The sequence below is a fragment of the Halobacillus campisalis genome (assembly GCF_030345335.1).
Lineage (GTDB): Bacteria > Bacillota > Bacilli > Bacillales > Halobacillaceae > Halobacillus_A > Halobacillus_A campisalis.
Window position 1 is genome coordinate 708,656 of sequence record NZ_JAPVRC010000001.1, and the last position, 25,501, is coordinate 734,156.

General features: G+C 40.0%; 19 protein-coding genes and 1 other annotated feature. Of the genes, 4 read left to right on the forward strand and 15 right to left on the reverse strand.

The window, feature by feature from the left end; genetic code table 11:
- Positions 1 to 30: 30 nt before the first annotated feature.
- A complete protein-coding gene (locus O2Q26_RS03595) occupies positions 31 to 2,673 on the reverse strand; it encodes a valine--tRNA ligase (protein ID WP_289214589.1) in 2,643 nt (880 codons plus the stop codon).
- Positions 2,674 to 2,730: 57 nt separating this feature from the next.
- Positions 2,731 to 2,958 (reverse strand) — a binding site (T-box leader).
- 86 nt (positions 2,959 to 3,044) lie between these two features.
- Between O2Q26_RS03595 and O2Q26_RS03600 the strand changes: the two genes are divergently transcribed.
- Positions 3,045 to 3,233, forward strand: coding sequence for a YszA family small membrane protein (locus O2Q26_RS03600; protein ID WP_253934457.1), 189 nt, complete (start codon positions 3,045 to 3,047; stop codon positions 3,231 to 3,233).
- Here O2Q26_RS03600 and spoVID read toward each other — a convergent pair.
- The 7 genes from spoVID to hemA form a co-directional block, all read right to left on the reverse strand.
- Positions 3,230 to 4,264: a stage VI sporulation protein D gene (spoVID, locus tag O2Q26_RS03605; RefSeq protein ID WP_289214590.1), complete on the reverse strand. Its 1,035-nt coding sequence runs from the start codon at positions 4,262 to 4,264 to the stop codon at positions 3,230 to 3,232. The two genes, O2Q26_RS03600 and spoVID, sit on opposite strands and share 4 nt — an antisense overlap.
- A gap of 555 nt (positions 4,265 to 4,819) precedes the next feature.
- A complete protein-coding gene (gene hemL, locus O2Q26_RS03610) occupies positions 4,820 to 6,103 on the reverse strand; it encodes a glutamate-1-semialdehyde 2,1-aminomutase (RefSeq protein ID WP_289214591.1) in 1,284 nt (427 codons plus the stop codon).
- A gap of 20 nt (positions 6,104 to 6,123) precedes the next feature.
- A complete protein-coding gene (gene hemB / locus O2Q26_RS03615) occupies positions 6,124 to 7,101 on the reverse strand; it encodes a porphobilinogen synthase (RefSeq protein ID WP_289214592.1) in 978 nt (325 codons plus the stop codon).
- 2 nt (positions 7,102 to 7,103) lie between these two features.
- The gene (locus O2Q26_RS03620; protein WP_289214593.1) at positions 7,104 to 7,865 is read right to left on the reverse strand and encodes a uroporphyrinogen-III synthase; all 762 of its coding nucleotides are present in this window, start codon (positions 7,863 to 7,865) and stop codon (positions 7,104 to 7,106) included.
- Positions 7,865 to 8,794 (reverse strand): hydroxymethylbilane synthase, encoded by a 930-nt coding sequence (gene hemC / locus O2Q26_RS03625; protein WP_289214594.1) that lies wholly within the window; start codon positions 8,792 to 8,794, stop codon positions 7,865 to 7,867. The genes O2Q26_RS03620 and hemC overlap by 1 nt, the downstream gene beginning before the upstream one ends.
- Before the next feature lie 17 nt (positions 8,795 to 8,811).
- Positions 8,812 to 9,630: a cytochrome c biogenesis protein gene (locus O2Q26_RS03630; RefSeq protein ID WP_289214595.1), complete on the reverse strand. Its 819-nt coding sequence runs from the start codon at positions 9,628 to 9,630 to the stop codon at positions 8,812 to 8,814.
- A gap of 13 nt (positions 9,631 to 9,643) precedes the next feature.
- Entirely contained in the window at positions 9,644 to 11,017 is a 1,374-nt protein-coding gene (gene hemA / locus O2Q26_RS03635; RefSeq protein WP_289214596.1) for a glutamyl-tRNA reductase, read from the reverse strand.
- A gap of 248 nt (positions 11,018 to 11,265) precedes the next feature.
- Here hemA and O2Q26_RS03640 point away from each other — a divergent pair, with 248 nt between their 5' ends.
- Entirely contained in the window at positions 11,266 to 11,745 is a 480-nt protein-coding gene (locus tag O2Q26_RS03640) for a LiaI-LiaF-like domain-containing protein (RefSeq protein WP_289214597.1), read from the forward strand.
- A gap of 1,037 nt (positions 11,746 to 12,782) precedes the next feature.
- Here O2Q26_RS03640 and O2Q26_RS03645 read toward each other — a convergent pair.
- The 7 genes from O2Q26_RS03645 to O2Q26_RS03675 all read right to left on the reverse strand — a co-directional run bounded on the left by O2Q26_RS03645 (position 12,783) and on the right by O2Q26_RS03675 (position 21,655).
- A complete protein-coding gene (locus tag O2Q26_RS03645; protein ID WP_390216588.1) occupies positions 12,783 to 13,505 on the reverse strand; it encodes an amino acid ABC transporter ATP-binding protein in 723 nt (240 codons plus the stop codon).
- 74 nt (positions 13,506 to 13,579) lie between these two features.
- On the reverse strand, positions 13,580 to 14,167 hold the full coding sequence (gene yihA, locus O2Q26_RS03650) for a ribosome biogenesis GTP-binding protein YihA/YsxC (protein WP_253934467.1): 588 nt from the start codon (positions 14,165 to 14,167) through the stop codon (positions 13,580 to 13,582).
- Positions 14,157 to 16,421, reverse strand: coding sequence for an endopeptidase La (gene lon, locus O2Q26_RS03655; RefSeq protein ID WP_390216556.1), 2,265 nt, complete (start codon positions 16,419 to 16,421; stop codon positions 14,157 to 14,159). The genes yihA and lon overlap by 11 nt, the downstream gene beginning before the upstream one ends.
- 306 nt (positions 16,422 to 16,727) lie before the next feature.
- Positions 16,728 to 18,005 carry an ATP-dependent protease ATP-binding subunit ClpX gene (gene clpX, locus O2Q26_RS03660; protein ID WP_253934469.1) on the reverse strand — a complete coding sequence of 426 codons (1,278 nt, stop codon included), beginning with the start codon at positions 18,003 to 18,005 and terminating at the stop codon, positions 16,728 to 16,730.
- 318 nt (positions 18,006 to 18,323) lie between these two features.
- Positions 18,324 to 19,610, reverse strand: a complete 1,287-nt coding sequence (gene tig / locus O2Q26_RS03665; protein ID WP_253934470.1) for a trigger factor — start codon at positions 19,608 to 19,610, stop codon at positions 18,324 to 18,326.
- Between the two features lie 172 nt (positions 19,611 to 19,782).
- Entirely contained in the window at positions 19,783 to 20,763 is a 981-nt protein-coding gene (locus O2Q26_RS03670) for a tetratricopeptide repeat protein (protein ID WP_289214600.1), read from the reverse strand.
- A gap of 295 nt (positions 20,764 to 21,058) precedes the next feature.
- Positions 21,059 to 21,655 carry a YitT family protein gene (locus O2Q26_RS03675; protein ID WP_289214601.1) on the reverse strand — a complete coding sequence of 199 codons (597 nt, stop codon included), beginning with the start codon at positions 21,653 to 21,655 and terminating at the stop codon, positions 21,059 to 21,061.
- A 728-nt stretch (positions 21,656 to 22,383) separates the two neighbouring features.
- Between O2Q26_RS03675 and O2Q26_RS03680 the strand changes: the two genes are divergently transcribed.
- Both O2Q26_RS03680 and O2Q26_RS03685 read left to right on the forward strand, forming a co-directional pair.
- Positions 22,384 to 24,855: a thermonuclease family protein gene (locus O2Q26_RS03680; protein ID WP_289214602.1), complete on the forward strand. Its 2,472-nt coding sequence runs from the start codon at positions 22,384 to 22,386 to the stop codon at positions 24,853 to 24,855.
- 278 nt (positions 24,856 to 25,133) lie between these two features.
- Positions 25,134 to 25,499 carry a hypothetical protein gene (locus tag O2Q26_RS03685; protein WP_289214603.1) on the forward strand — a complete coding sequence of 122 codons (366 nt, stop codon included), beginning with the start codon at positions 25,134 to 25,136 and terminating at the stop codon, positions 25,497 to 25,499.
- Positions 25,500 to 25,501 lie beyond the last annotated feature (2 nt).

Below are 25,501 nucleotides of genomic sequence, written 5' to 3' on the forward strand. Positions count from 1 at the left end.
GTATTCCTTTGAATACCCTCCTTTTCCCTTTTAAGCTTTCAATTCTTTCATCCTTGCTTCAACTTTCGATCGTTTATCTAAATAATCATTTTCTTTATTACGTTCTTCTTCGACGACATGGTCTGGAGCTTTACTGACAAAGCCTTCATTCGCCAGCTTTTTCTGTACACGGTTTACTTCTTTGTCCCATTTATCCCATTCTTTTTCGAGACGCTTAATCTCATCATCGATATTGATCAGGCCAGCTAAAGGTAAATAAAGCTCAGCTCCTGTTACGACGGCTGACATAGCCTTTTCCGGAGCTTGCAAGTCTGTCCTGATGGTAAGTTCGCTTGGATTGCAAAAACGCTCTAGGTAGCTGCGATTCTTCTCTAATTCCTTGATAACCTCTTCATCTTTCGCCTGAATAAGAAGCTGGATCTCTTTAGACATCGGTGTATCTACCTCGGCACGGATATTCCTTACCGAACGAATAATAGAGACCAATCGATTCATTTCGGATACTGCCTGCTCACTGTGAAATTCTTTGACCACTTGCGGCCATGCTGCTTGAGTAATGGACTCCCCTTTATGAGGCAAATGCTGCCAGATCTCTTCAGTAATAAATGGCATGAATGGATGAAGCATCCGCATTATCTGGTCCAGCGTATAAGCTAAAATGGAGCGAGTCGTATGAATTCTCTTTTCATCTTCTCCATACAACGGCAATTTAGCCATTTCTATATACCAGTCACAAAATTCATCCCAAATAAAGTTGTATAGGTGGCGTCCAGCTTCACCAAATTCATAGCGATCAATATTCTTTGTGACTTGTTCAATGGTCTGATTTAAGCGAGTCAGAATCCATTCATCGGCTACAGATTTTTCACCTGAGAGATCGATGTCTTCATATTTAAGATCGCCCATATTCATTAAAGCAAAACGAGACGCATTCCAAATTTTATTCGCAAAATTCCACGTCGATTCTACCTTCTCCCACTGAAAGCGCAAATCTTGTCCTGGTGATGATCCTGTGGATAAGAAATAGCGAAGGGAGTCTGCCCCATACTTTTCTATGACATCCATTGGATCTACACCGTTTCCGAGAGATTTACTCATCTTACGGCCTTCCGCATCCCTTACGAGGCCATGGATCAGTACGTCTTCGAATGGACGTCGATCTGTAAATTCAATCGACTGGAAGATCATGCGGCTTACCCAGAAGAAAATAATATCGTAGCCTGTAACTAGCACGTTCGTCGGGAAGTACCGTTTGAAATCTTCATTGTTCTCATCAGGCCATCCCATTGTAGAAAAAGGCCATAATGCGGATGAAAACCATGTATCAAGTACATCTTCATCCTGTTCCCAATTTTCGATATCCTTAGGAGCTTCTTTCCCTACATGGATTTCTCCTGTTTCTTTGTGATACCATGCTGGAATGCGGTGCCCCCACCAAAGCTGACGAGAAATACACCAGTCACGGATGTTTTCCATCCAGTTCAAGTAAGTTTTTTCAAAACGGTCAGGAACAAAGCTGACTTTATCATCGCCGGATTGTAATTTGATCGCCTCTTTAGCAAGGGGTTCCATATTAACAAACCATTGAGTGGACAAATATGGCTCTACAACAGCTCCGCTTCTTTCCGAGTGACCAACCGAATGCATATGCTCTTCAATCTCAAAAAGAACACCGCTAGCTTCGAGATCCTTAACGAGCTGCTTACGACATTCGAAGCGATCCATCCCTTTGTACTTGCCGGCATTTTCATTCATAGAACCGTCTTCGTTCATAACGAGTACGCGCTCTAAGTTATGGCGGTTACCGATTTCGAAATCATTAGGGTCATGAGCCGGAGTAATTTTCACAGCTCCTGAACCGAACTCCATATCAACATAATCATCCGCTACAATTTCAATCTCACGTCCGATGACAGGAAGCACCGCTTTTTTGCCGATCAAATGTTTATATCGCTCATCTTTAGGATGCACGGCTACCGCCGTATCTCCAAGCATCGTTTCCGGACGTGTCGTAGCGATTTCTATCGATCCCTCGTCATCTTTTAATGGATAACGCATATGATAGAATGCACCCTGGACATCTTTATATTCCACTTCGATATCAGAAAGCGCCGTTTGCGTGGATGGATCCCAGTTAATGATATATTCTCCCCGATAAACAAGGTCCTTTTCATAAAGTTTCACAAAGACTTCTTTTACAGCTTCAGAAAGCCCTTCATCTAAGGTAAACCTTTCGCGGGAATAATCTAATCCAAGCCCTAGCTTTTCCCATTGCGTTCGAATGAACTGAGCGTATTCTTTTTTCCATTCCCAAGACTTATCAAGAAAAGCCTCTCGCCCTAAATCATACCGGGACGTTCCTTGCTCTTTCAGTTTAGCTTCTACTTTAGCTTGCGTAGCGATACCTGCATGGTCCATTCCCGGCAGCCATAGCACATCATAACCCTGCATGCGCTTCACACGCGTCAGAATATCTTGCAATGTAGTATCCCAGGCATGACCAAGGTGCAGTTTCCCCGTGACGTTAGGCGGTGGGATGACGACCGTATAAGGCTCTTTACTCTTATCCCCATCGGCTTCAAAGAATTTACCATCTACCCAATATTGATACCTATCCTTTTCAATTTCTGCCGGATCATACTTCGTCGGCATTGACAGATTTTCATGCTCCATTTCATTTCCTCCTTCAAATCATACACTGCTGTAAAACAAAAAAATCCCTTTCATCCTAAAAAGGACGAAAAGGACTGAGTTTCCGTGGTACCACCTTCATTTACAGACATTTACATCTGTACACTTCATGACAAATAACGGCTTTTAACCGGCTTCTTTTACTGAACATTCAAAGAAGCTGCATCCCGGGCGACCTTCCATCCATCTCTTTCCTAGAAAACTCTCAGCTCATGTTTTCTTCTCTGAAGGAGAGATTGATGTACTCTTCCCAATCACGGCATTTCACATATAGTAGTTAGTATTCATATTGTATATAGAATGCGACTAGGAAGTCAACTATTTTTAAAATTTAAAAGAAAGAGGTGGTCTATATGAGTAGAATGTACCGTTATCGGTTACCTCCATGGTGTCGTCATTGGCTCTATGTCATTGAAAAAGCGACGTTACCTATTTGTATTTATCAGCTGATCAGAACCGTCATCTTTCCTACCACACTTGACGTTTTATTGCTTGGGGTCTGTATAGGTCTTCACTTAGCTTTCCGAGTGAAGTGGATTTAATTCGGAATATAAACAATTTGCCCGGGTGAAACTTCATCTTCTACCCCATTCACTTTCTCCAACTGTTTCACAGGCACCTCATAGCGTTCAGCGATCATTTGAATGGTTTCATCCTCTTGTACAATATACATCTTCATTTGCGTATACGTTTCATCTCTATTTGGAAAGAGGTGTTGGAATATTTGCTTGAAGCCGTTGACGGATGGCGAGGATTCTTCTTCTACATTTGATACATTCTCCGCCTCATATGTTTCAGAATCATCTTCATCCTCAACTAATTCAGTTTCCTCCTCAATCTCTTTCTCATTTGTATAGAAAAATTCTGATAAACTTTGGGTTTTTTCTTTCCTGCTGCTTTCCTCATAAGTTTCATAACGTTCATTCCTTAGACTGTCTTCTTTAGTATTTTCGTACAAGGAAACTTCATCAACTGGCAATGTTTCTTCTTCAATATCTTTCTTTAAATCCACTTCATCTGCAGCCAAGGTTTCTTCTCCAGTATCTTTATTGAAATCCACTTCATCTACAGCCAACGTTTCTTCTTCAGTATACCGGACAGGGCCAATCGTAATCATTTCATGATCGTCTTTTTCAGGGGCAGCCGTTTGCTCTTGTTTTATGCCCATCATGCTGATTTGAGCATGAAGACTCAAGTTTGCAGGTTCAGGTAATTCGTAATCGAAACTTTCAATGTTTATTACTACTTTATCTAAATCATCGACTCGATCTTTGGCTACAGTAATTTCAACTGGAAATGAATGAGAAAACTCTGCCACTCCATCTTCTGCATCGGCTACCTCCAATACTCGACCAACAGGAATAGCATCTTGGTTTCTGTATGGCTCAATGTCTGGGTTCGGTAAATATTCCCCAGACAGCACGACAAATCCATGAAGCCTTACTTCTTCTCCTAAATCTGTAATAGATACATCAGGGTCCAATGATATGCCTAATAATTCATTTACTCCCTGTCCTTCCTTGAACCACAGAGATTCATCTAAATAAAATGTAAATTCCTGATTGTTTTGCATGTATTCCATTCCCTCCCCTAATTAATCAACAAAGTCACCTACTTAAAACGTATGCATGAATTTCTTTGATATACATTAGGAAAAGAAAAAGGAACTATCCTGAACGTTTTAGAAGTAGACTTTCTCCTTTATCGACTCAGCTTCGACATGTGGAGAGGGACGCAACGGAAGTTTTCGTTCCACTTAATCATCGCTAAGAGCTCCGGGGAATTGCGATACTCCTGTGGGAAGAGAGTGATCGATGAGGCCTCGCAGAGCGTTAGCTCGAGGAAACTCACCAAGCTCCCAAGGAAAGCGAGCCCATTCCTAAAAACACCTTGCCCTCATTACGATGAAAGAACGGTTAAAAATCACACTTCCAATCAACGATCGCGCGTCATTGTTTAATTAATCTCTTATAATAAAAATCGCTCCACTTGTTTTAATGTAAGCGACTAAGCTTTAACAAAAAAACGAAACAGAGCGATTTTTTATAAGTGACTATTCAGCTGATTTGATTTCATCTGAGTGCTTTACTCACTGCTGAAGGCTTGTAGTACAGAGCCTTTTGCGAAATTATAAATTACTGAAAACTTGTTCCACGGCTTTGATCGTTTTTTCTATATCTTCTTCAGTATGAGCGGTGGATAAGAACAAGCCTTCAAATTGAGAAGGCGGAAGGAAAATACCTTCTTCAATCATTCCTTGATAATATTTTGCGAACATGTCCAGATTAGAAGCATTTGCTGTTTCAAAGTTGACCACGGGATCTTCATTGAAAAAGACACCCACCATGGAACCAGCTCTATTGACGGTTAATGGAATGCTGTATTTCTCAGCAGCTGCCTTGAAACCTTCCACAAGTCGATCGACTTTTTCACCTATTTTTTGATAAGCTTCTTCGTCCATAGCTTTCAACGTTTCATACCCAGCGGTCATTGCCAGAGGGTTACCAGATAGAGTTCCTGCCTGATAAATGTCGCCAACAGGAGCTACACGTTCCATGATTTTTCGTTTTCCACCATACGCACCGACCGGAAGGCCGCCGCCTATCACTTTACCGAGACAAGTCATATCAGGAGTGACTCCAAAGTGACCTTGGGCACTTTCGTACCCGACACGAAAACCGGTCATTACTTCATCAAAAATAAGCAACGTGCCATGGTCCTCAGTAATTTCACGAAGCTGCTCCAAGAAGCCTTCTTGCGGTGGGACTACTCCCATATTGCCTGAGACAGGTTCAATAATAACAGCTGCTAAATCCTTGCCATATTCCTCAAATACATACTTGACGCTTTCCATATCATTATAAGGAACCGTAATAGTATTCTCTGCAATAGATGCCGGGACACCTGGTGAGTCAGGTAACCCTAGTGTAGCTACACCAGAACCCGCTTTTATTAAAAGGGAATCCCCGTGACCATGATAATTCCCTTCGAATTTAAGGATTTTGTCACGCCCGGTATACCCTCTCGCTACCCGAAGAGCACTCATGGTAGCTTCTGTTCCAGAATTGACCATCCGAAGCATTTCTATAGAAGGAACTCGATCAATTACCAGCTGTGCTAAGTCATTTTCCACCTGCGTAGGTGCACCGAAGCTAGTTCCAAGTTCCGTCGTTTTTTTTAATGAATCGACGACACGATCGTCTGCGTGCCCCAAAATTAAAGGACCCCAGCTCAATACATAATCAATATATTCATTGCCATCGATATCTGCAATTTTCGAACCTTTTCCTTTTTCCATAAAAATCGGATCCATCTTGACCGAATTGAATGCACGTACTGGTGAGTTCACTCCTCCAGGCATTAAATCCACGGCTTCTTTATAAGCGGCGACAGAGCGTTCGAATTTTTTCATTTACAGCATCCTTTCTTCCTTTACTTATCTAAATATCCAGCTGCATCTTTTGCAAAGTAGGTAATAATCAAATCAGCACCTGCACGCTTCATGGATGTCAGCTTTTCCATCACAATTTCTTCCTCATTCACCCAGCCATTAGCTGCGGCTGCTTTGATCATTGAATATTCACCACTGACATTATAAGCCACCAGCGGTAAATTAAAGCGGTCCTTTACTTCTCTCATGATATCAAGGTATGACAAGGCGGGCTTCACAATAAGGAAGTCTGCTCCCTCATCTACATCAGACTGGGCTTCTCTCATAGCTTCCAAACGGTTTGCTGGATCCATTTGATAGGCTCTGCGATCACCAAATTGCGGAGAGCTGTGGGCAGCATCACGAAATGGACCATAAAACGCAGAAGCATATTTAACCGCATATGACATAACAGGGACATGGCTATACCCTGCATTATCCAGCCCCTTTCTGATTGCTGCCACAAACCCATCCATCATATTTGAAGGAGCGATGATATCCGCGCCCGCTTCAGCCTGGCTCACAGCTGTTTTTGTAATAAGCTCAAGAGATTCGTCATTCGCGATCTCCCCGTCTCGTACGACACCGCAGTGCCCATGATCAGTATATTGGCATAAACACGTATCCGCAATTACGGTTAAAGATGGATGAGCCTCTTTTACATGACGAATTGCCTGCTGGACGATTCCCTCATTGTGATAAGCCTGGCTTCCCACTTCATCCTTTTCATTAGGCACTCCAAACAAAATGACAGAACGGATGCCTAACTGTTCAAGTTCATTCATTTCCTCAGATAGATGATCAAGAGATACTTGATGCACTCCTGGCATTGATGCTACAGCGTTTTTTATTTGTTCACCCTCCACTACAAAGATAGGGTAGATAAGATCTTCTTTACGCAGGTGCGTTTCCCGCACCAGTGCGCGCATAGATTCTGTTTTTCTCAAGCGGCGATGTCTTTTGAATTGCAAATCTTCCATGTTCACTTACCTTCTTTCGTGAAATAATCGATCATTTGCTGAATCATATCCTCCACTGTAAACCTGTCAGGAAAATACACTTGTTGAAAGCCCTCGGAACAGGCTTCATTAGCAGTCGTTGAACCGATACAGAAACAAGGAATACGAAAGGCTTCTGCTTTTCTATTTTCAACGACTTTTATAAAAGCTTGTATTGTGGAAGGACTAGTAAATGTAAGAGCATCCAACGTGTTCAAATGGTTAAGTATGTCATTCGACTCTTTTAATAGTAGGGTATCATATACAGTTAGTGTTTCAAAAAGAACGCCCTTGGCTCTAAATGATTTTAAGAGAGTATCTTTTGATAAATTCCCGCGAACAAATAGAGTCGGACCGGGATGCTTGTACAGTGATAAATATTCCTCCGCCATAGCTTCAGCTTCAAACTGACCGGGTACAAAGTCGGCATGTTTACCGAACTCCCTGAGCGTTTGCCTTGTTTTATCACCTATGACCGCCCATCGCCAGTGGGAAGGGGGGCTGAGATCGTTTCTCTTCATCCATTCGAAAAAAAACTTCACGCCATTAGAGCTTGTTAAGAAAACCCAGCTGAAATCGTGAAGTTTAGTCAAAATCGATTTATTATTAATGTTTTCATTGAACTGAAATTGAATCAGGGGCTCATGGATGACTTCAGCCCCCGATTCCTGCAGGTTTAAAAGCAGACCTTCCGATTGCTCTATAGCTCGTGTTACTAACACTTTCTTGCCTTCTAGAAGGATCATTACTGCCCGTACTCCTGTTTCGCTTTCTCCACTATGCTTACAGCACCTTGTGCTTTTAGTCGGTCAGCTGCTTCTCTGCCTACTTCTACAGGGTCCTTGCCTTTTACCCTTTCATGAAGAATAGCCGAGCCATCTGGTTTGCCTACAAGAGCTGTCAAAATGACATCGTCACCTTCAAGATAAGCATAACCACCAATAGGAACCTGACAGCCTCCATTTAAATCATGAAGAAATTTGCGTTCCGCTGTCACCGTTTTTTCCGTATACTCATGATTAATTTTTTTAAGGAAATTCAGAAGCTCCGTATCTGTTTCTCTGCATTGCAGCGCCAGCGCTCCCTGACCTACTGCCGAAACACATACATCTTCTTCTAAATATTCGGTCACAAGCTCATCATCCCAGCCCATACGCTTAAGACCTGCAGCGGCTAGTACAATCGCATCGAAATCTTCTTCTTTGAGTTTTTTCAGCCGCGTGTCAATATTCCCACGAATCCATTGAATTTCCAAATCCGGCCGGAAAGCTTTGATTTGAGAGCCTCTGCGCAAGCTGCTTGTGCCCACGACAGCACCCTCTTTAAGATCCTTCAATGCTACATGATCGTTTGAAATGAAAGCATCTCTGTGATCCTCACGCAAAGGAATGGAAGCAATCGTCAAGCCATCAGCAACTTCAGATGGCATATCTTTCATACTGTGAACAGCCATATCTATTTCTTCATCATACATAGCTTGTTCGATTTCTTTAATGAATAGACCTTTCCCTCCTACTTTAGACAAGGTCACATCAAGGACACGATCCCCTTTTGTAGAAATCCTCTTGATTTCAAAATCATAAGAAGGATCTACTTTCTTCAACTGGTCGATTACCCATTCAGTTTGAGTGATCGCCAAATTACTTTTACGCGAGCCAATGACTATTTTACGCACCTTACATCCTCCTCAGGTTAGAAATGAAAATTCGATAACGATCCAAATAAAAAAAAGTTAATCAATAAAAATAGAAATGCCGCACTATTAAAGAGTGAAATGGCTCTGCCCTGATACCCTTTAACAACCCTAAGGAACAAGTAGACCCCATAGACGATCAGCACGAGAATGGACCCTAATGTTTTGGAATCATACCAATAAAAAGTATCTTCAGAAACATAACCCCACGTGATTCCTAGAATCAAAGCGATCAATAGCAGAGGCATGCCAAGTATGACAGCTATATACGAGAAATGATCGAGTTTAGTCAAGTCTCCAAGTCGAAACAGTTTAGCATTCCATTGTTTCTGTTTTAACAGACGGTACTGCAATAAATACATTAGTGAAAAAGTGAAGGACAGGGTGAAAAACCCATAAGAAATGAGAGCCAAGATAATATGAACGACGAGCATCTCATGAACCAATGCCACTCCTTCATCATCCATTACACTTTGCGCACGCGTGGAAATATGAAGCAGCATGACAAGGAATCCTAATAGATTTGTAAAAAACACAAGAAAATCCACTCTAAAAAAACGGTTGATAATCAAGGAGAAAGTGACAAGGATCCATGCATAGAAATAGAGCCCATCATAAACGTTCATAACTGGGAAATTTTCTTGCACAAAGACTTGTGCCAATAAAAAAAAGGTTTGCAAACCCCAAACCAAACTAAGTAACCAGAAGGCAAACACATTAGCCTTCCGGTTATTTTGAATGAAATCAATAAAATATCCTATTAAGCTCAGTCCATAAAGTAAAAGGATCAGTTCATAAATCCATTTGAGCTCGAACATCGCTGACTCCACCCTATGAATTCACAATCTTACGAAGAGCTGGAAAGGTGAAATTTTCTTCATCCGTCGACTTTACGGTAGATTGTGCTTTTCTCTCTTGTTCTTCCAGTTCCTTTTCCACTTCTTCTTCAATGCCGAAAATTTGCGTGAAAAGACGCAAAGATTCCTCAGAATCTGGTTTAGCACTAAGTTCTTTCACTTGAAGAATGGGATCTTTAAGCATTTGATTGATGATGCTTTTCGTGTGTTTGTTCAACACTTTTCTTTCACGATCGGTTAATTCAGGCATTTTTCTTTCAATGCTTTCCATCGTGTCTGCCTGGATTCCCATAGCTTTAGCACGTAAAGCTGAAATGACAGGCACTACGCCTATCGTCTGCAGCCATTCTTTAAACGCTACTATTTCTGCTTCAATCATGATTTCAATCTCTTCGGCTGCCTGCTTTCTCACTGCCAGGTTTGAATCAACGATTCCTTGAAGGTCATCGATATCATACAAAAAGACGCTGTCTAAGTTTTCCATAGCCGGATCCAAATTTCGAGGTACGGAAATATCCACAAAGAATAGAGGCTTACCTTTTCGCTTCTTATGAATAGGCTCCATTTTTTCTTTTGTCATGACATATTCTGAAGAACCTGTAGAAGTTATCACGATATCAGCATTCGTCAACACATCTTCAAGGTTGTCCATCGTTTTAGCCTGCCCATTGAACTGTTCAGCTACCACTTGTGCTTTGGTTAGCGTACGATTCAATACAGTGACTTTTTTCACGCCCGAACCGTGCAGGTTTTTAGCCGCAAGCTCGCCCATCTTTCCGGCACCGACAATTACAATATGCTTATGAACTAAATCTCCGAAAATCTTTCGGGCAAGTTCCACAGCGGCATAGCTTACAGAGACGGCATTTCCACCAATTTCTGTATCTTTATGAGCCTTTTTCGCCATCGTAACCCCTTGTTTAAAAAGCTGGTTAAAAATCGTTCCCGTCGTTCCGGCTTCCTGAGCTCTTTGAAACGCTTGCTTTATTTGTCCTAATATTTGAGTTTCGCCTAATACCATGGAATCGAGACCTGACGTCACACGGAACAAATGCTCCATCGCGCCATCCGCTTCATAGATCGATAAGAATGGAGAAAATTGTTCTTTATCCATCTCAAACCAATCAGCTAAAAATTTCTTAATATAATATCGTCCAGTATGAAGCTGATCTACAACTGCATAAATTTCCGTACGATTGCAGGTAGATATAATGACATTTTCCAGCACACTTTTTTGAGCACTCAGCTTCTGCATCGCCTCTTCAATGTGGTCTTCAGAAAACGTCAATTTTTCTCGAATTTCCACAGGGGCTGTTTTATAATTTAGTCCTATTGTTAAAATATGCACTACGAATACCCCCATCTCAACGTTCCTAGTCCGTTACATATACACCATTATAACATGAACAAAATGAAATTTTAGAGAAAAAATATGAACAGAATTTGAAATCCTTATGTTAGGATGAAATTATAATCATTAATCATTGATATTTGTTTAGAACGAGTCTAATTTATAACCCGTTTGTAATATAACAAATCATTACAAATTGCGCAAGAAAAGCATTTTGCAGCTATGTATTTATGGAGGAATTATCATTGAAAAAACAAAACTCTTTCGCTGGCTATCTATTGATTGGTCTCGGAATTTATTTTCTTCTTCGCCAATTAAATATACCCTATTTCAGTCAATTTTACTCTTGGCCTACCATTCTTATCATAATTGGGGCCGCCTTTTTGATACATAGCTATGTGTCAAAAGATTATACGAACATTCTTCCTGGTTTTATTCTTACAGGACTTGGCGTTCATTTTCACGGGCAGAATCATTATTCATTTTGGATCGATCATTGGGCCATGTATCCTTTAATTATCGGTATCGGCTTTTTACTTAAGTATTCGAAAACGAAATCTGGCATTCTACCAGCACTAGGATTACTAGGATTAGCTGGTTTCGGCTTTTTCTCTACATCTAACCCAGGCTGGTTCAGCTTCTTCTATACATTGACGGGCTGGATTGAACAGTTTTGGCCTGTCGTCCTAATTGCAGCAGGACTATTTTTAATGAAAAGAAAATAGATGCACTTTATAAAATCAGGCTGTCTTATAAGTCTGAGATATTTTTTATAGGATAACAGTTTCCATTCCCTATTGCAGCTAGAAAATGCAGTCTGAAATGCCTATCAATTTGTTAGGCATTTTTTGTTTTATAAAGTTCTTTATCAGCTTTGCGAGCTGACATTACTTACGTTGCAGTAAATTAGACAGGCATTTAACTTCGTCTACATTTTCTTTATGCTATACTTTTTCACCTTCAAATTGTCATTCAAAGCCTTATTAATATTTGGAATCAGAAAAGGTGTATGCGAATGGATGTTTAAGTTTATATAGAGTCTTGGAATAAAGCTCTTGAACAAACTGGCAGGATAGTGGAAGACTTAGTTTCGAGATATTGGGTGAGTGGGTCAGGGCGGCGGGGAATGGCTCGCTTTCCGTGGGAGCTTGGTGAGCTTCCTCGGACATCCCGTCCTGCGGGATCTCACCAAGCCCTCTCTTCCCACAGGAGTCTCCCCATTCCCCGCCGCCCTTACTATAGATTTTCTTCTCGAAATCGCTGTAAAAAGAACCTTCTAAGTAATAATGTGAGTACTAAACTCCGGTGGTATAGCTATAGAATTTCAGTTATAAAACCTGCGCTTTAAGGTAGTTCCATACATTTCTTTGCATACGACAGTCTTCCTGGTTATCACTCCAGTGACAAGGTCTTTTCTAATATTTCTACTAATATTTTTAAATTTGGTATAGTTTCGAGCACCTTCCAATCGGATGGTGACTTTAGAAAACGGTGAGACTCCTGTGGGATGTACATGGTAGGTGAGATCCCGGAAGGCGAAGCCTGAGGAAGCTCAACACATGCCCACGGAAAGCGATCCGTTTCCTGAAGTCACCATATCCTCATACAAAAGTCTCGAAACTGAGTCTTCAAGAATAGGGAGCATTAGTGGAACAACTAAGATTTTAATAAGGCACTGACGCCTTTTGATAATGTGATGCACCATTTTCTTCAAATTATGAAGTTAATTACTTTACAATTTGCCAAGAGGCGGCCTTTTTAATTATAATATCGAGCTCAAGAAAGCTTTCGTTCGTTCCTCTTTTGGATGATCAAAAATCTCCTCAGGCTCGCCAACCTCTACAATTCTACCCTCATGCATATAAACTACACGATCGGCGACCTCTCTGGCAAATCCCATTTCATGAGTTACGACGACCATCGTCATCCCTTCACTCGCTAATGTTTTAATTGTCTGCAGGACCTCACCGACGAGCTCTGGATCCAGAGCAGAAGTTGGTTCGTCAAACAGCATGATTTCCGGCTTCATGGCTAGTGCTCTTGCAATTGCTACTCTTTGCATCTGTCCACCAGAAAGCTTAGAAGGAAATTCGTTCGCTTTTTCTAATAATCCCACTTTCTTAAGTAAGGCCAGGGCTTCTTGCTCAGCCTCCGTCTTTTTTTTCTTTTTCACCTGAATAGGGGCTTCGGTAACATTTTCAAGGACGGTTTTATGAGGAAATAAATTAAATTGCTGAAACACCATCCCGACTTTTTGACGAACGTCATTTAAGTTATTTTTCTTTGGGTCTACAGCTTGTCCCTTAATCATTACGACGCCGCTGTTAAGCATTTCTAAAAAATTCAGACACCGGAGCAGTGTACTTTTCCCAGATCCACTCGAGCCGATAAGGCAGACTACTTCACTTTCCCTTACTTTAAAGTTTATGTCTTTCAATACGTGTAAATCACCAAAATATTTATTCAGATTCTTTACGGTTACCATCTCTCTACGTTCATTCATAAGACTGCCTCCTCCGTACCTTCAGAAAAAAACCACCCCAATAGGAGTGGTTACTTTCAAATGTTTAAATACTCCAGCATTTTTCTCCATGCTAAATCCTTGCCCTCTCCAGTTTCAGCAGAGAAAGGAATCAACAGATCCTCTTCTTCCATCTGAAGCGTTGAAGAAATCAATTGGAGCTGTTTTTTCCTTTGACCTTTTTTTATCTTATCTAGTTTCGTCGCAATGACCATCACAGGAAGCTCAAAGTGTTTAAGGAAATCATACATCATACAGTCATCTTCAGTCGGCTTATGGCGGATATCGATGACAAGAGCAGTCGCTCGAAGCTGTTCTCTTTCTGAGAAATACTCTTCCATCATTTCTCCCCATTTAGCTCTTTCCTTTTTAGACACTTTAGCATACCCATAACCTGGGACATCGACAAAATGGAATTTATCATTGATGATATAAAAATTCAATGTCTGCGTTTTGCCTGGTTTAGAAGAAGTCCTGGCTAGATTTTTCCTTAAAATCATTTTATTGATAAATGAAGACTTACCTACATTGGAACGGCCAGCTAACGCAATTTCCGGAATAAGATCTTTAGGATATTGTTTTTTACTCGCTGCACTGATCACGATATCTGCCTGGTTAACCTTCATGAGAATCCTCCGTTAAAGCTTGTTCTAACACCTCATCCAAATGTTTAACCGGAATGAATGTAAGACCTTCCCTCACGCTTTCAGGAATGTCATCCAAATCTTTTTCGTTATCTGCTGGAATAATGATTTTTGTAAGTCCTGCTCTATGAGCACTTAAAGATTTTTCCTTCAGCCCGCCGATAGGGAGCACGCGGCCGCGCAGAGTGATTTCACCAGTCATGCCTACCTCTTTCTTTACAGCTCTTCCTGTAAGGGCTGAGACTAAGGCTGTAGCCATAGTAATACCGGCTGAAGGGCCATCTTTAGGTGTAGCTCCTTCAGGAACGTGAATATGGATATCATTCTTTTCAACAAAATCGCGATCAATCTTCAAATCGTCAGCACGTGTGCGAATATAGCTGAACGCAGCCTGTGCTGATTCTTTCATGACATCACCTAATTTACCGGTCAAGGTCAGGTTGCCTTTACCAGGATAAATAGAAACTTCAATGGATAGCGTATCTCCTCCTGCAGAGGTGTAAGCCAATCCTGTTGCAGCTCCAACTTGATCTTCGAGCTCTGCTTGCCCATAACGGAATTTAGGGCGCCCTAAAAGCTCCTCCAGCTGATTTTCAGTTACTACGACACGTTTTTTCTTGCCAGAGACGATGATCTTCGCTGCTTTTCTGCAGACGCCTGCCAATTCTCTTTCTAAATTACGCACGCCGGCTTCCCTCGTATACATACGAATTAACTTCAATAGCGCTTCATCTTTGAACTGGACTTTGCTTTTCGTTAAACCATTTTCCTTGATTTGTTTAGGAAGCAAATGCTCTTTAGCGATATGAAGCTTCTCCACCTCTGTATATCCAGCAATTGATATGACTTCCATACGGTCAAGCAATGGGCCGGGTATCGAGTTCATCGTATTTGCGGTAGCGACGAACATAACGTTAGATAGATCGTAATGTTCTTCAATGAAGTGGTCGCTGAACGTGTTGTTTTGCTCAGGATCAAGTACTTCAAGCATTGCGGAGGACGGATCGCCGCGAAAATCACTTGCCATCTTATCAATTTCATCCAATAAAAAGACAGGGTTTACCGTCTCAGCACGTTTCATCCCCTGGATAACACGACCAGGCATCGCACCAATATACGTACGTCGATGACCTCGTATTTCAGCTTCATCACGGACACCGCCAAGTGACACGCGCACAAATTTACGGTTGATCGCTCTTGCAATTGACTTGGCCAGAGAGGTTTTACCTACTCCGGGCGGGCCGACTAAGCAAAGGATAGGCCCTTTAATCGAATTAGTGAGCTGCTGCACAGCTAAGTACTCCAGTACGCGCTCTTTCACTTTTTCTAAGCCGTAATGATCTTCATCCAGAATGGTTTCCGCATGATTCACATCTAAATTGTCCTCAGTTTCTGTTGTCCACGGCAAAGAAACCAGCCATTCGATATAATTACGGATGACAGAGCTTTCTGCAGAGCTTTGTGGAACCTTTTCATAACGGCCCAGCTCCTTTTCTGCTACCTTTTCTACACGTTCAGGCATATTAGCTTCTTTTATTTTCTCTCTGAGCTCTGAAACCTCTCCAGACTTTCCATCTTTATCACCGAGTTCGTTTTGGATGGCCTTCATCTGCTCACGCAAATAATATTCTTTCTGCGTTTTTTCCATCGATTTCTTAACACGCTGGCCGATTTTTTGCTCAATTTGAAGCACGTCGCGTTCATTGCCGATCAATTCGATCAAATGCTTCAAACGCTGCTTAACATTAGCAGTTTCAAGAACGCTTTGCTTTTCTTTTATTTTTATTGGCAGATGTGAGGTGACGATGTCAGCCAGGTGGCTTGGTTCATCTACATCCGCTACGGTATTATACGTCTCTTTACTCACCTTTTTAGACACTTTGACATACTGCTCAAACTGATTGAGCAAAGTGCGCATTAAAGCTTCTTCTTCGTTATGATCTTCATGGATATCTTCTACTCTTACGACATCCGCTTCATAAAACTCTTCTCCTGTGCGGATATGTTCTACACTCGCTCGGTAAAGTCCTTCTACAAGAACTCGGTTCGTTCCGTTAGGGAGTTTAACCATCTGTTTCACGCGGGCGACTGTACCTATATCATACATATCCTCTGCTGAGGGATCATCGATATTCACTTCTTTTTGTGAAACGAGAAATATTTCGTTGTCTTCAATCATCGCTTGCTCTAAGGCATTAACTGATTTGTCTCTACCTACATCAAGGTGTAGTACCATCGAAGGGTACACTAAAAGACCTCTAAGAGGAAGGAGGGGTAACTGTATTTTATGTTTTTCTGACAAGGATTGCACCTCCAAATAATGCGAATTGTATGTTAATCATATAGAAATCCAAGTGGAAAGTAAAACGTAAGGAATAGGTCTAAAGACTATAGCCGTACTTAAAACTACGAGCGTTAGTTCTATTATAAACACGCAGCCCGTGAATCATGCTAAAAAAGAACCTATGTACAGCAGAAACCGCGCTACAAACTGATCGCAGCGCGGTTTTCATAAAAAATAGAAAAATGTTAAAAGGCTTAATTAAGCACTCTCTTTACCGGATTCCTTGTTCTCATCTTCTACCGTACCATCAGTCAAAATCAACTTAGGATAGCTGCTTTCTTCAACAACTGTATCCTTCGTTATGACACATTTTTCAATATCATCTCTTGATGGCAGTTCGTACATAACGTCTAACATGATTCCTTCGATGATTGAACGGAGACCACGAGCGCCTGTTTTACGTTCAATTGCTAAACGCGCAATCTCACGCAGTGCTTCTTCTTCAAACTCTAATTCCACATGGTCGATTTGCAGAAGCTTTTGATACTGCTTGACCAATGCATTCTTAGGAGCCGTAAGAATTTCAACGAGTGCTTCCTCATCTAATTGCTCCAGGCTTCCAATTACCGGAAGACGGCCGATAAATTCAGGAATCAAACCGTAACTAAGCAGGTCTTCTGGTAAAACTTTTGTTAAAAGTTCACTTTTCTCTGCGTCTACGTCCACTTGGCCTGAGCCGAAACCTATAACTTTTTTACCTAAGCGGCGTTTAATGATCTGCTCAATCCCATCAAATGCACCACCGACGATAAATAGAACGTTAGTAGTATCGATTTGAATGAATTCTTGATGAGGATGCTTTCTTCCACCTTGTGGAGGAACGCTGGCTTGAGTGCCCTCAAGAATCTTAAGCAGTGCCTGCTGCACACCTTCACCAGAAACATCACGAGTGATGGAAGGGTTCTCAGATTTCCGAGCTACTTTATCGATCTCATCAATATAGATGATCCCTTTTTCTGCTTTTTCAACATCGTAATCAGCTGCTTGAATCAGTTTAAGAAGAATGTTTTCTACATCTTCACCTACATATCCAGCTTCCGTCAATGATGTTGCATCTGCGATAGCAAATGGAACATTCAAAATACGAGCCAATGTCTGTGCAAGCAACGTTTTACCGCTCCCGGTCGGTCCAAGCATAAGAATGTTACTTTTAGCTAGTTCTACATCATCATTTTTAACTCCAGCGTTAATACGCTTGTAGTGATTGTAAACAGCTACTGATAAGTTTTTCTTAGCTTGGTCCTGCCCGATGACGTAGTCGTTCAGAATTCCGCGTATTTCCTGAGGTTTTGGAACTTCTTTAAATTCCACTTCCTCTTCATTGCCCAGCTCCTCTTCTACGATTTCTGTACATAGTTCAATACACTCATCACATATATATACGCCAGGGCCAGCCACTAATTTTCTAACTTGCTCTTGACTTTTCCCACAGAAAGAACATTTCAACTGTCCTTTTTCTTCATTAAATTTAAACATAACCTTCACCCCTTTATAAAATGACGCAATAGTTGATTGCGACTGCTCAATCGTGGCTGCTGTGCATCCGTTTCTTTTGCCCATCATACCAGATTAACGACAAACAAAAAAGCAATACCCATAGAGAGGTGTGCGAATACTATTACATCAACCTCATTATGTAGACATATAACTTAGAAGTCAACTGATAGGTATATCTATATTATATGTAAAAACAAGAGATATTCATTCATCATCTTTGATAAAACTAGTTTTATAAGGAATGAAAAATATAGGAGAAGACAAGGGGTGACTAGGTCCCCTTGTCTTCTATTTTTATTATTCAGGTTTACTATTTTCAGCTAATACGTCAATTGCTTTACGGACTTTTAAGTCTTCTTTGACCATGTCAGTGTTACCGCCAAGCATTTGTGTTAGTTGAGCTACGTCAGTCTGATACGTGGAAGCCATCTTTTCAAGCTCAGCATTCACGTCTTCTTCGTTAGCTTCAACATTTTCAGCTTCAGCAATTGCTTCAAGTGTAAGATTTGTTTTCACACGCTTGCCTGCATCTTCTTGCATTTGTTCGCGTAAAGCATCTTCATCTTGACCAGTGAACTGGAAGTACATGTCTTTCGTCATGCCTTGCATTTGAAGGCGTTGTTCAAACTCGCTGACCATGCGGTCAAGTTCTGTGTCCACCATGGATTGTGGTATTTCTACTTCTGCATTTTCAGAAGCCTTTTGAACTAGAGTGTCGCGCTTTTGGTTTTCAGCATCTGTTTTCTTCTGCTCTTCCAAACGCTCACGAGTTTTCTTCTTCAGTTCATCCAGAGATTCAACTTCTTCGTCTACATCTTTAGCAAACTCATCATCAAGTTCAGGAAGTTCTTTTCCTTTTACTTCGTGAATCGTCACTTTGAAAGTAGCTTCTTTACCTGCAAGATCTTCTGCATGATATTCTTCAGGGAACGTCACTGTAACATCAGTTTCTTCTCCTGTTTTCTTACCAACCAGCTGTTCTTCAAATCCTGGAATGAAAGAACCAGAACCAATTTCAAGAGAATAGTTCTCAGCCTGGCCGCCTTCAAAAGCTTCGCCATCGACAAAACCTTCAAAGTCCATAACAACTGTATCTCCATCTTCAACTGCACCGTCTTCTTTCACAACAAGTTCAGCTTGGCGCTCTTGCTGCTGCTGAAGTTCGTTTTCAACGTCTTCGTCCGTTACTTCAGTGCTTTGCTCTTCGTAAGTTAATCCTTTGTATTCACCCAGTTTAACTTCTGGTTTTACTGTTACTTCAGCAGTAAATACAAGCGGCTCTCCTTTTTCGATTTGCTGCACATCCACTTCAGGACGGTCTACAGGCTCGATACCAGTTTCTTCTACAGCGTCTGAATACGCTTTTGGAAGAACGATATCAATAGCATCCTGGTAAAGTGATTCCACTCCGAAACGTTGTTCGAATAATTTACGAGGTACTTTACCTTTACGGAAACCTGGTACCTGTACTTGCTTTACTACTTTTTTGAATGCTTCATCTAAAGCATTGTTGAAATCCTCAGCAGGCACTTCCACTGTTAGTGTCCCCTGATTACCTTCTTGTTTTTCCCACTTTGCTGACATAAAAATTCCCTCCAACATCTATAATTTCCTTTTCGTCAGTAGACGATCATTGTTTCATTCTATGATTCTACCTATACACGAATCTCATATGCAACCACTACATTATAACATAAAGATTCGTGCTTTCAACAATTGTCCATCCCTCAAAAGAATTATGAAAAGTCTAACGATTTCATTCCCCTACAAGAACCATATAATGCTGTTCACAAAGTTCAATTTCTTCCTTATATTTATGAACTTCTTCAGCATGTCCATCATAATTATAAGGAAGCTGCAAATACTCATGTCCCAATTGTTTTAAAGCCTCCACTACAAAATCCACTTCATCTTCAGATGGGAAGAGCGGATAACGGACGAAGCAGTAGTGATCAAGTAAGTTATGAATCAAGTCAAACATTGTCGGATTGCTTTGTTCAATGGAACCCAGCCTTAATTGAATCTGCTTGATAATGTAGTCAGATTGAAATGTGTTCAATTTAGAGGGTGTGACGTCCCATTCTGAACCGAATTTCTTAATCCGGATTTTGTTGTTGAAGCCCTCATCCCTAAACCACTGAATAATCCCGGTTTTAATAATGGGGTGTACTTGATCATCAACCAAAGAGCTTTCAAATACTGAAACATCCTTCGGAATAGGCTGCTTCTTCAATTGATTGACCGCTATCCATTGGTTATGTAAGTCACCGGCCCCTAATGCACTTTTAAAGTCGGACGTCAGTTTATCACTTTCTTCTTTATGTACATCCTGTAAGAGTTTTTTACTTACTTCATACATTTGCCAAAGCTGAGTACGGCTTTGATGGGGCATATCCTCCGTCTCAAATACTTCATCCAATAGACTGATTAATTCCTGATACCGATTATCTTGAAAAAGAATTGTAATGTAAATATGTAGATATTGATAATAGTGATCTTCTTCTGTTTTCATCTGCTCTTGACAAAGGTTCTCTGCTTCTTCATAGTGTCCCAGCTCAATCCATGCCATTAATAATCCAGTGATTACTTCATGAGTTGCAACACGGTGCTCAAGAAGCAGCTTAAAGCTTTCTGCTGCGTCTTCATACCGCTTCTCGCGAATAGACTGAAAACCTGTATTCTCCAATGTTGATTTCCATTTTGGGAACAATACTATATCCCCGTTTTGTTTTTCCATAAGACACCCTTCCAAATAATTTATCATTCATCCATTGTAACCAGATTCATTATTTTTAAAACCGGTAAGTTTTTGAAAATGGTCTGTTCCAAACTTTTTATAAGAAAACACCCTAAAAAAAGAAATGTACTCGAAAAGTGTAGATGTAACTCCCCCTTAATAAAAATATAGAGAAGAGGCGTCCAATGCGGCGCCTCTTTCTTTGTTTTGCGAAGTATCGCTGACACAAACCTGTATATGTATATTTGACACCGTTTATTATAGCACAGGCAGTTCATGAACACATCTTATTCACTCATAGAGAGGCATTAGGGGTGAATCTTTGAGAAGTAAGCAGCATAGTGGCCAGTGCTACACTTATGATAGTTAGGGTTGAAAGCAGGAGGGTGTGCGCTGAAAACAAGTATCCTCCTAAAAGAATTACGATCAAATCAATAAAAAGAATAACAAACCCGACGTTTACTTTCATAAACTTCGCAATCATCTGTGCAAGTAAATCTGTCCCGCCCGTGCTCGTCTGATGTCTGAGCATGTATCCGATCCCACACCCTACAAGTACTCCTCCAAGAATCGAGCTGACCGCAGGGTCGATGTTAACTTGATAATTTCTCGTATCACTCAGAACATCAATTAAAAAGGAAGAGACTAACAACCCATGCAGGCTATTATAGAAATAACTTCTAAATTGAAACCATGCGATCGTAAATATCGGGATACTGACACATATGATTGTGAAGCCTACTTGTAAATCCCATACATAATTCGCTATTAGCCCTAAGCCGATCACACCACCGTCCAATACCTGATGGGGGATAAGAAACAGATTGATACCTAATGAAAGGAAAACACTTCCTATAAGTATGGCTGATGCTTTCTTCACGAAATTTTTCATAGTATATCCCCTCTATACCAGCACAGTTTGTACTAAATATATGCAGAGAATTTATTATATAGAATTCCTATACAATGGACTGTCCAATTAGTACACCAATCTAAAGATTAGTATTACGTCCACCCCTATACATTCTAAGAGATTGACCGGCTTAGTTTCTATTCTCATTTTTCTTTATTAAATATCTCAAATATTACCTTCTTTATAAACTTTTTCATACCGAATTTATAATTGAAGAAAAGGATACAAATAGTGTTTTATATAATGAAAGCGAACCATAAAATATTATATAAAAAAACAAAACCTTCATTAAATAGATACGTACTTTTCAAATAGATTTTCATGACCTTTTTTATCGCATTTTAAGAAGTATAGAATGAATCCGTATTATGAAACCTCTAGGAAGATACGAATAGACAATTTTTTCTTAGATATTGAGAAGTGGAACTCAATGGGACAAGAACAGGTTAAGGAATTGCAGATATGGTGTTAGTAGTTAGTGCAGAAGTTGAAGGATATAGAAAGCAAGAAAAAAATTATACCTATCTTAAATAATAAAAGGAAGCACATCACACTATTGATGTGCTTCCTTTTATTGCATGTGGTTAGTTGGGTATTTTTTCTTTTTTGACATGAAAAAATTGTATTTTCTATATATATTGTTGCTAAAATTTTCTATAATTAAAGTAATAGATTTAAAATACTTGAACACGAGAGGTTGAAAACATTTGCCACATGATGACTTCCGTGATGAAATCGACTTGATTTACATGAAACCTTTAGAGAATGGATTATTACCTGGAGAAGTAATTCTACTGGATTGGCTAAATGGCAAAAACTTTATGAAAGCTACTTTTCCCCTCTATTTTGAATATGATTATGGTATTGATGCTCTCCGATCAGCAGAGAATCTAATTAAAGAAAACTACTTAGAACAAGCTACTATTTATGAATCACTTCCACACTTCAAGGTTGCAGAATTAAAGGAGATTTTAAAACACCACAACCTTAAAGTTTCCGGAAAAAAAGCCGTCCTCGTAGATCGCATTAAAGAAGAAATACCTTTGGCAGACCTCCAGCATCATATTGTTGATACAACTTTGAAACTTACTTCAAAAGGCGAGGATGTATTTAAGAAATACTATTATATTATCCCTTCCCACAAATCATCTTCAAGGGATGGTATTTACTATCCTGCAAGTGCAATTCGTTTTGTAAAGCAGAGTAATCACACTCCTAGTAACAGCGAAATTTCATGGGGGCTTTATACACGTGCCAAAAGCAGATATGAGAGAGAGCGTAATTTTGGATTATTGACTATTGTCTTAATTAATATGGCAAACCAATTATACAATGAAGAAGATTATGAACATGCACATAATTATTATCTTCATGCATTTATTTTAAGCACTAGTGGTTTACACAATGGATTTATTATTGAAGATCCAGAAAATATATCACCTATGCCAACAAGTAAGCGACTAAACCAATTAATTGAAATCTTAAAGTTAAACAGCAATGATCTCAAATGGATATTCAATAAATCATGGGTTGAACTAAAGAACACTCTTCCCCACCACGCTCTTGATGCAGAAACCTGCTTCAATTGCTTGCTGGCACACATAGAGGAAGATGAAGATAAATTTAGATCACTGGTGAAAAATTTTTTTAACATTCAAACTCAAATAAATGAAACAGGAGTATCTACTAACGAGCAGGTTTACCCAGATATAGCAGATGAAAAATCCACCCCTCAAACGTCAAACCAACCATATGAGCAAAATGAAAAAGCATTACCAAAAAAAGAATTGGTTAAAAATCTACTAATGAGTATGCACTCTGATTTTATTTATATGGTTGAGGGCGGATTATATAAATCAAATGAACCCAATCAGTACTCTGCAATTACTCAAACCGGAATTTTTGCTTATTCCTATCAAAAAGGAAAACTAATAGAACTAGAACAAACACATTGGAAAAAGATCACTCGAGCTTCGATTGATTTTAGAGCTATGAGCACCCTTCTAGCGCTGAATGGAAAAGTTTATAAGATCATTAATAACAGTAAGAAAGTATTAAGAACCGCTGAGGAAAAGTGCAATACAAACATTGAAAAACAAGAAAGAAAATGGCACCAGAAAATTGTAGGATTTAGAACCGGAAAAGCATGGAAAATGGTAACAGCTATCCTCATCTATATCTTTCTGGTTGGTACAAGTGTAGATGCTCTAACTGAGGAGAACGACAACTTAACAGATGTAGCTAATACAGAGGATGTCATGGCTGAGACTGACACGGAACCTAAAAATTCTAGTAATGGCGATGGAGCAGATCCAAACAAAAAAGATGAAGAAGAATTAAAGGCTGCCGAAGAAGAAGAAGCTGAAGAACAAAAAGAGCAGGAAGAAAAATATAAAAAAGAGGCTGAAGAACAAGCTCAAGCAGAAAAAGAGCGTAAAGAAAAAGAAGCCGAAGAAAAAGCCCAAGCTGAGAAAGAAAAAGCCGAGCAGGAAGCTAAGGAAAAGGCTGAAGCCGAAGCTGCAGAAAAGAAGAAAAATGAAACAAACGCTACATTAACACGAGTCATTGACGGAGATACAATTGAAGTGAGCATGGATGGTAAAACAGAAGATGTGCGTCTCTTACTTATTGACACACCTGAAACGGTACATCCTTCTGAACCAGTTCAACCTTACGGACCTGAAGCAACTCAGTTTGTTAAGGATACTCTATCCGGAGAAGAAGTAAGAGTGAAAGTTGGAAGCGAAGAGCGTGACAATTACGGCCGATTGCTAGCTTATGTATTTATTGATGGCGAAACTATTCAAGAAAAGTTGCTGGAAAAAGGATTGGCACGAACTGCTTACTTATACAACGACTTAACAATGCTTGATGAATTTCATGCAGCTCAACAGAAAGCAATCGATTCTGGCAAGGGTGTATGGTCAATTGATGGTTATGCCCATAAGGACCACGATCATGGTTATCACTTTGAGGAAGAACATGAGCCTGAGCCTGAACCTGAAGAACCGTCTAATGATGGGCTTTTGTACGACCCATTTGGACCTGATCGTGACTGTGGTGACTTCCCTGACCATGCATCAGCCCAAGCATTTTTTGAAGCTGCTGGTGGACCAGCGAATGACCCTCATGATTTGAATAGGGATACTGATGGGATTGCTTGTGATAGTTTGCAATAAATTATGCGTTCCTATGTTATCGAGAAGTGGAAATCAATGAGTCCTGAGAAAATTAAGGAAGTGGAGAGTATTTTCAGTATTTAGTGGAGAAGGGAAACAATTTAAGAAATAAATAATAAGAAAACACGTCAATTGACGTGTTTTCTTAATCTCAGTTAAAAGGTAATTTTAAGGAAAGTGGTTCATAAATTCGAGAATCATAAATTAAAGGGAGTAACTTATCAAATTAATTAATGATAGTCATAACAGTTAATTCTTTATTGAAGGGTGGTATTTGAGTGACAAGACTACAATCTATAGAGAACTCATTAAAAGAAATAAATGAAACGGTATTTCAGGAACTTTGTGATAGCCTTCTAATACGTCGCAACAATAATTACTCTGCATTTTCGCGTACCGGCAGCCAGAGTGGCAAGCAAAAAACAACTGTTGGGACCCCTGATTCCTTCTTTCTTCTTTCAAATGGAAAATATATATTCGTAGAACATTCTACTAATATCACCAAAGGAGTCAATAAGTTAAGAGATGACATTGAAAAATGCTTAGATGACGACAAAACAGGAATACATATTAATTACATAGCTGAAATAATAATTTGTTTGAATTTTAATTTAAATACAAGTGAAACAGAATTATTACAGTAATT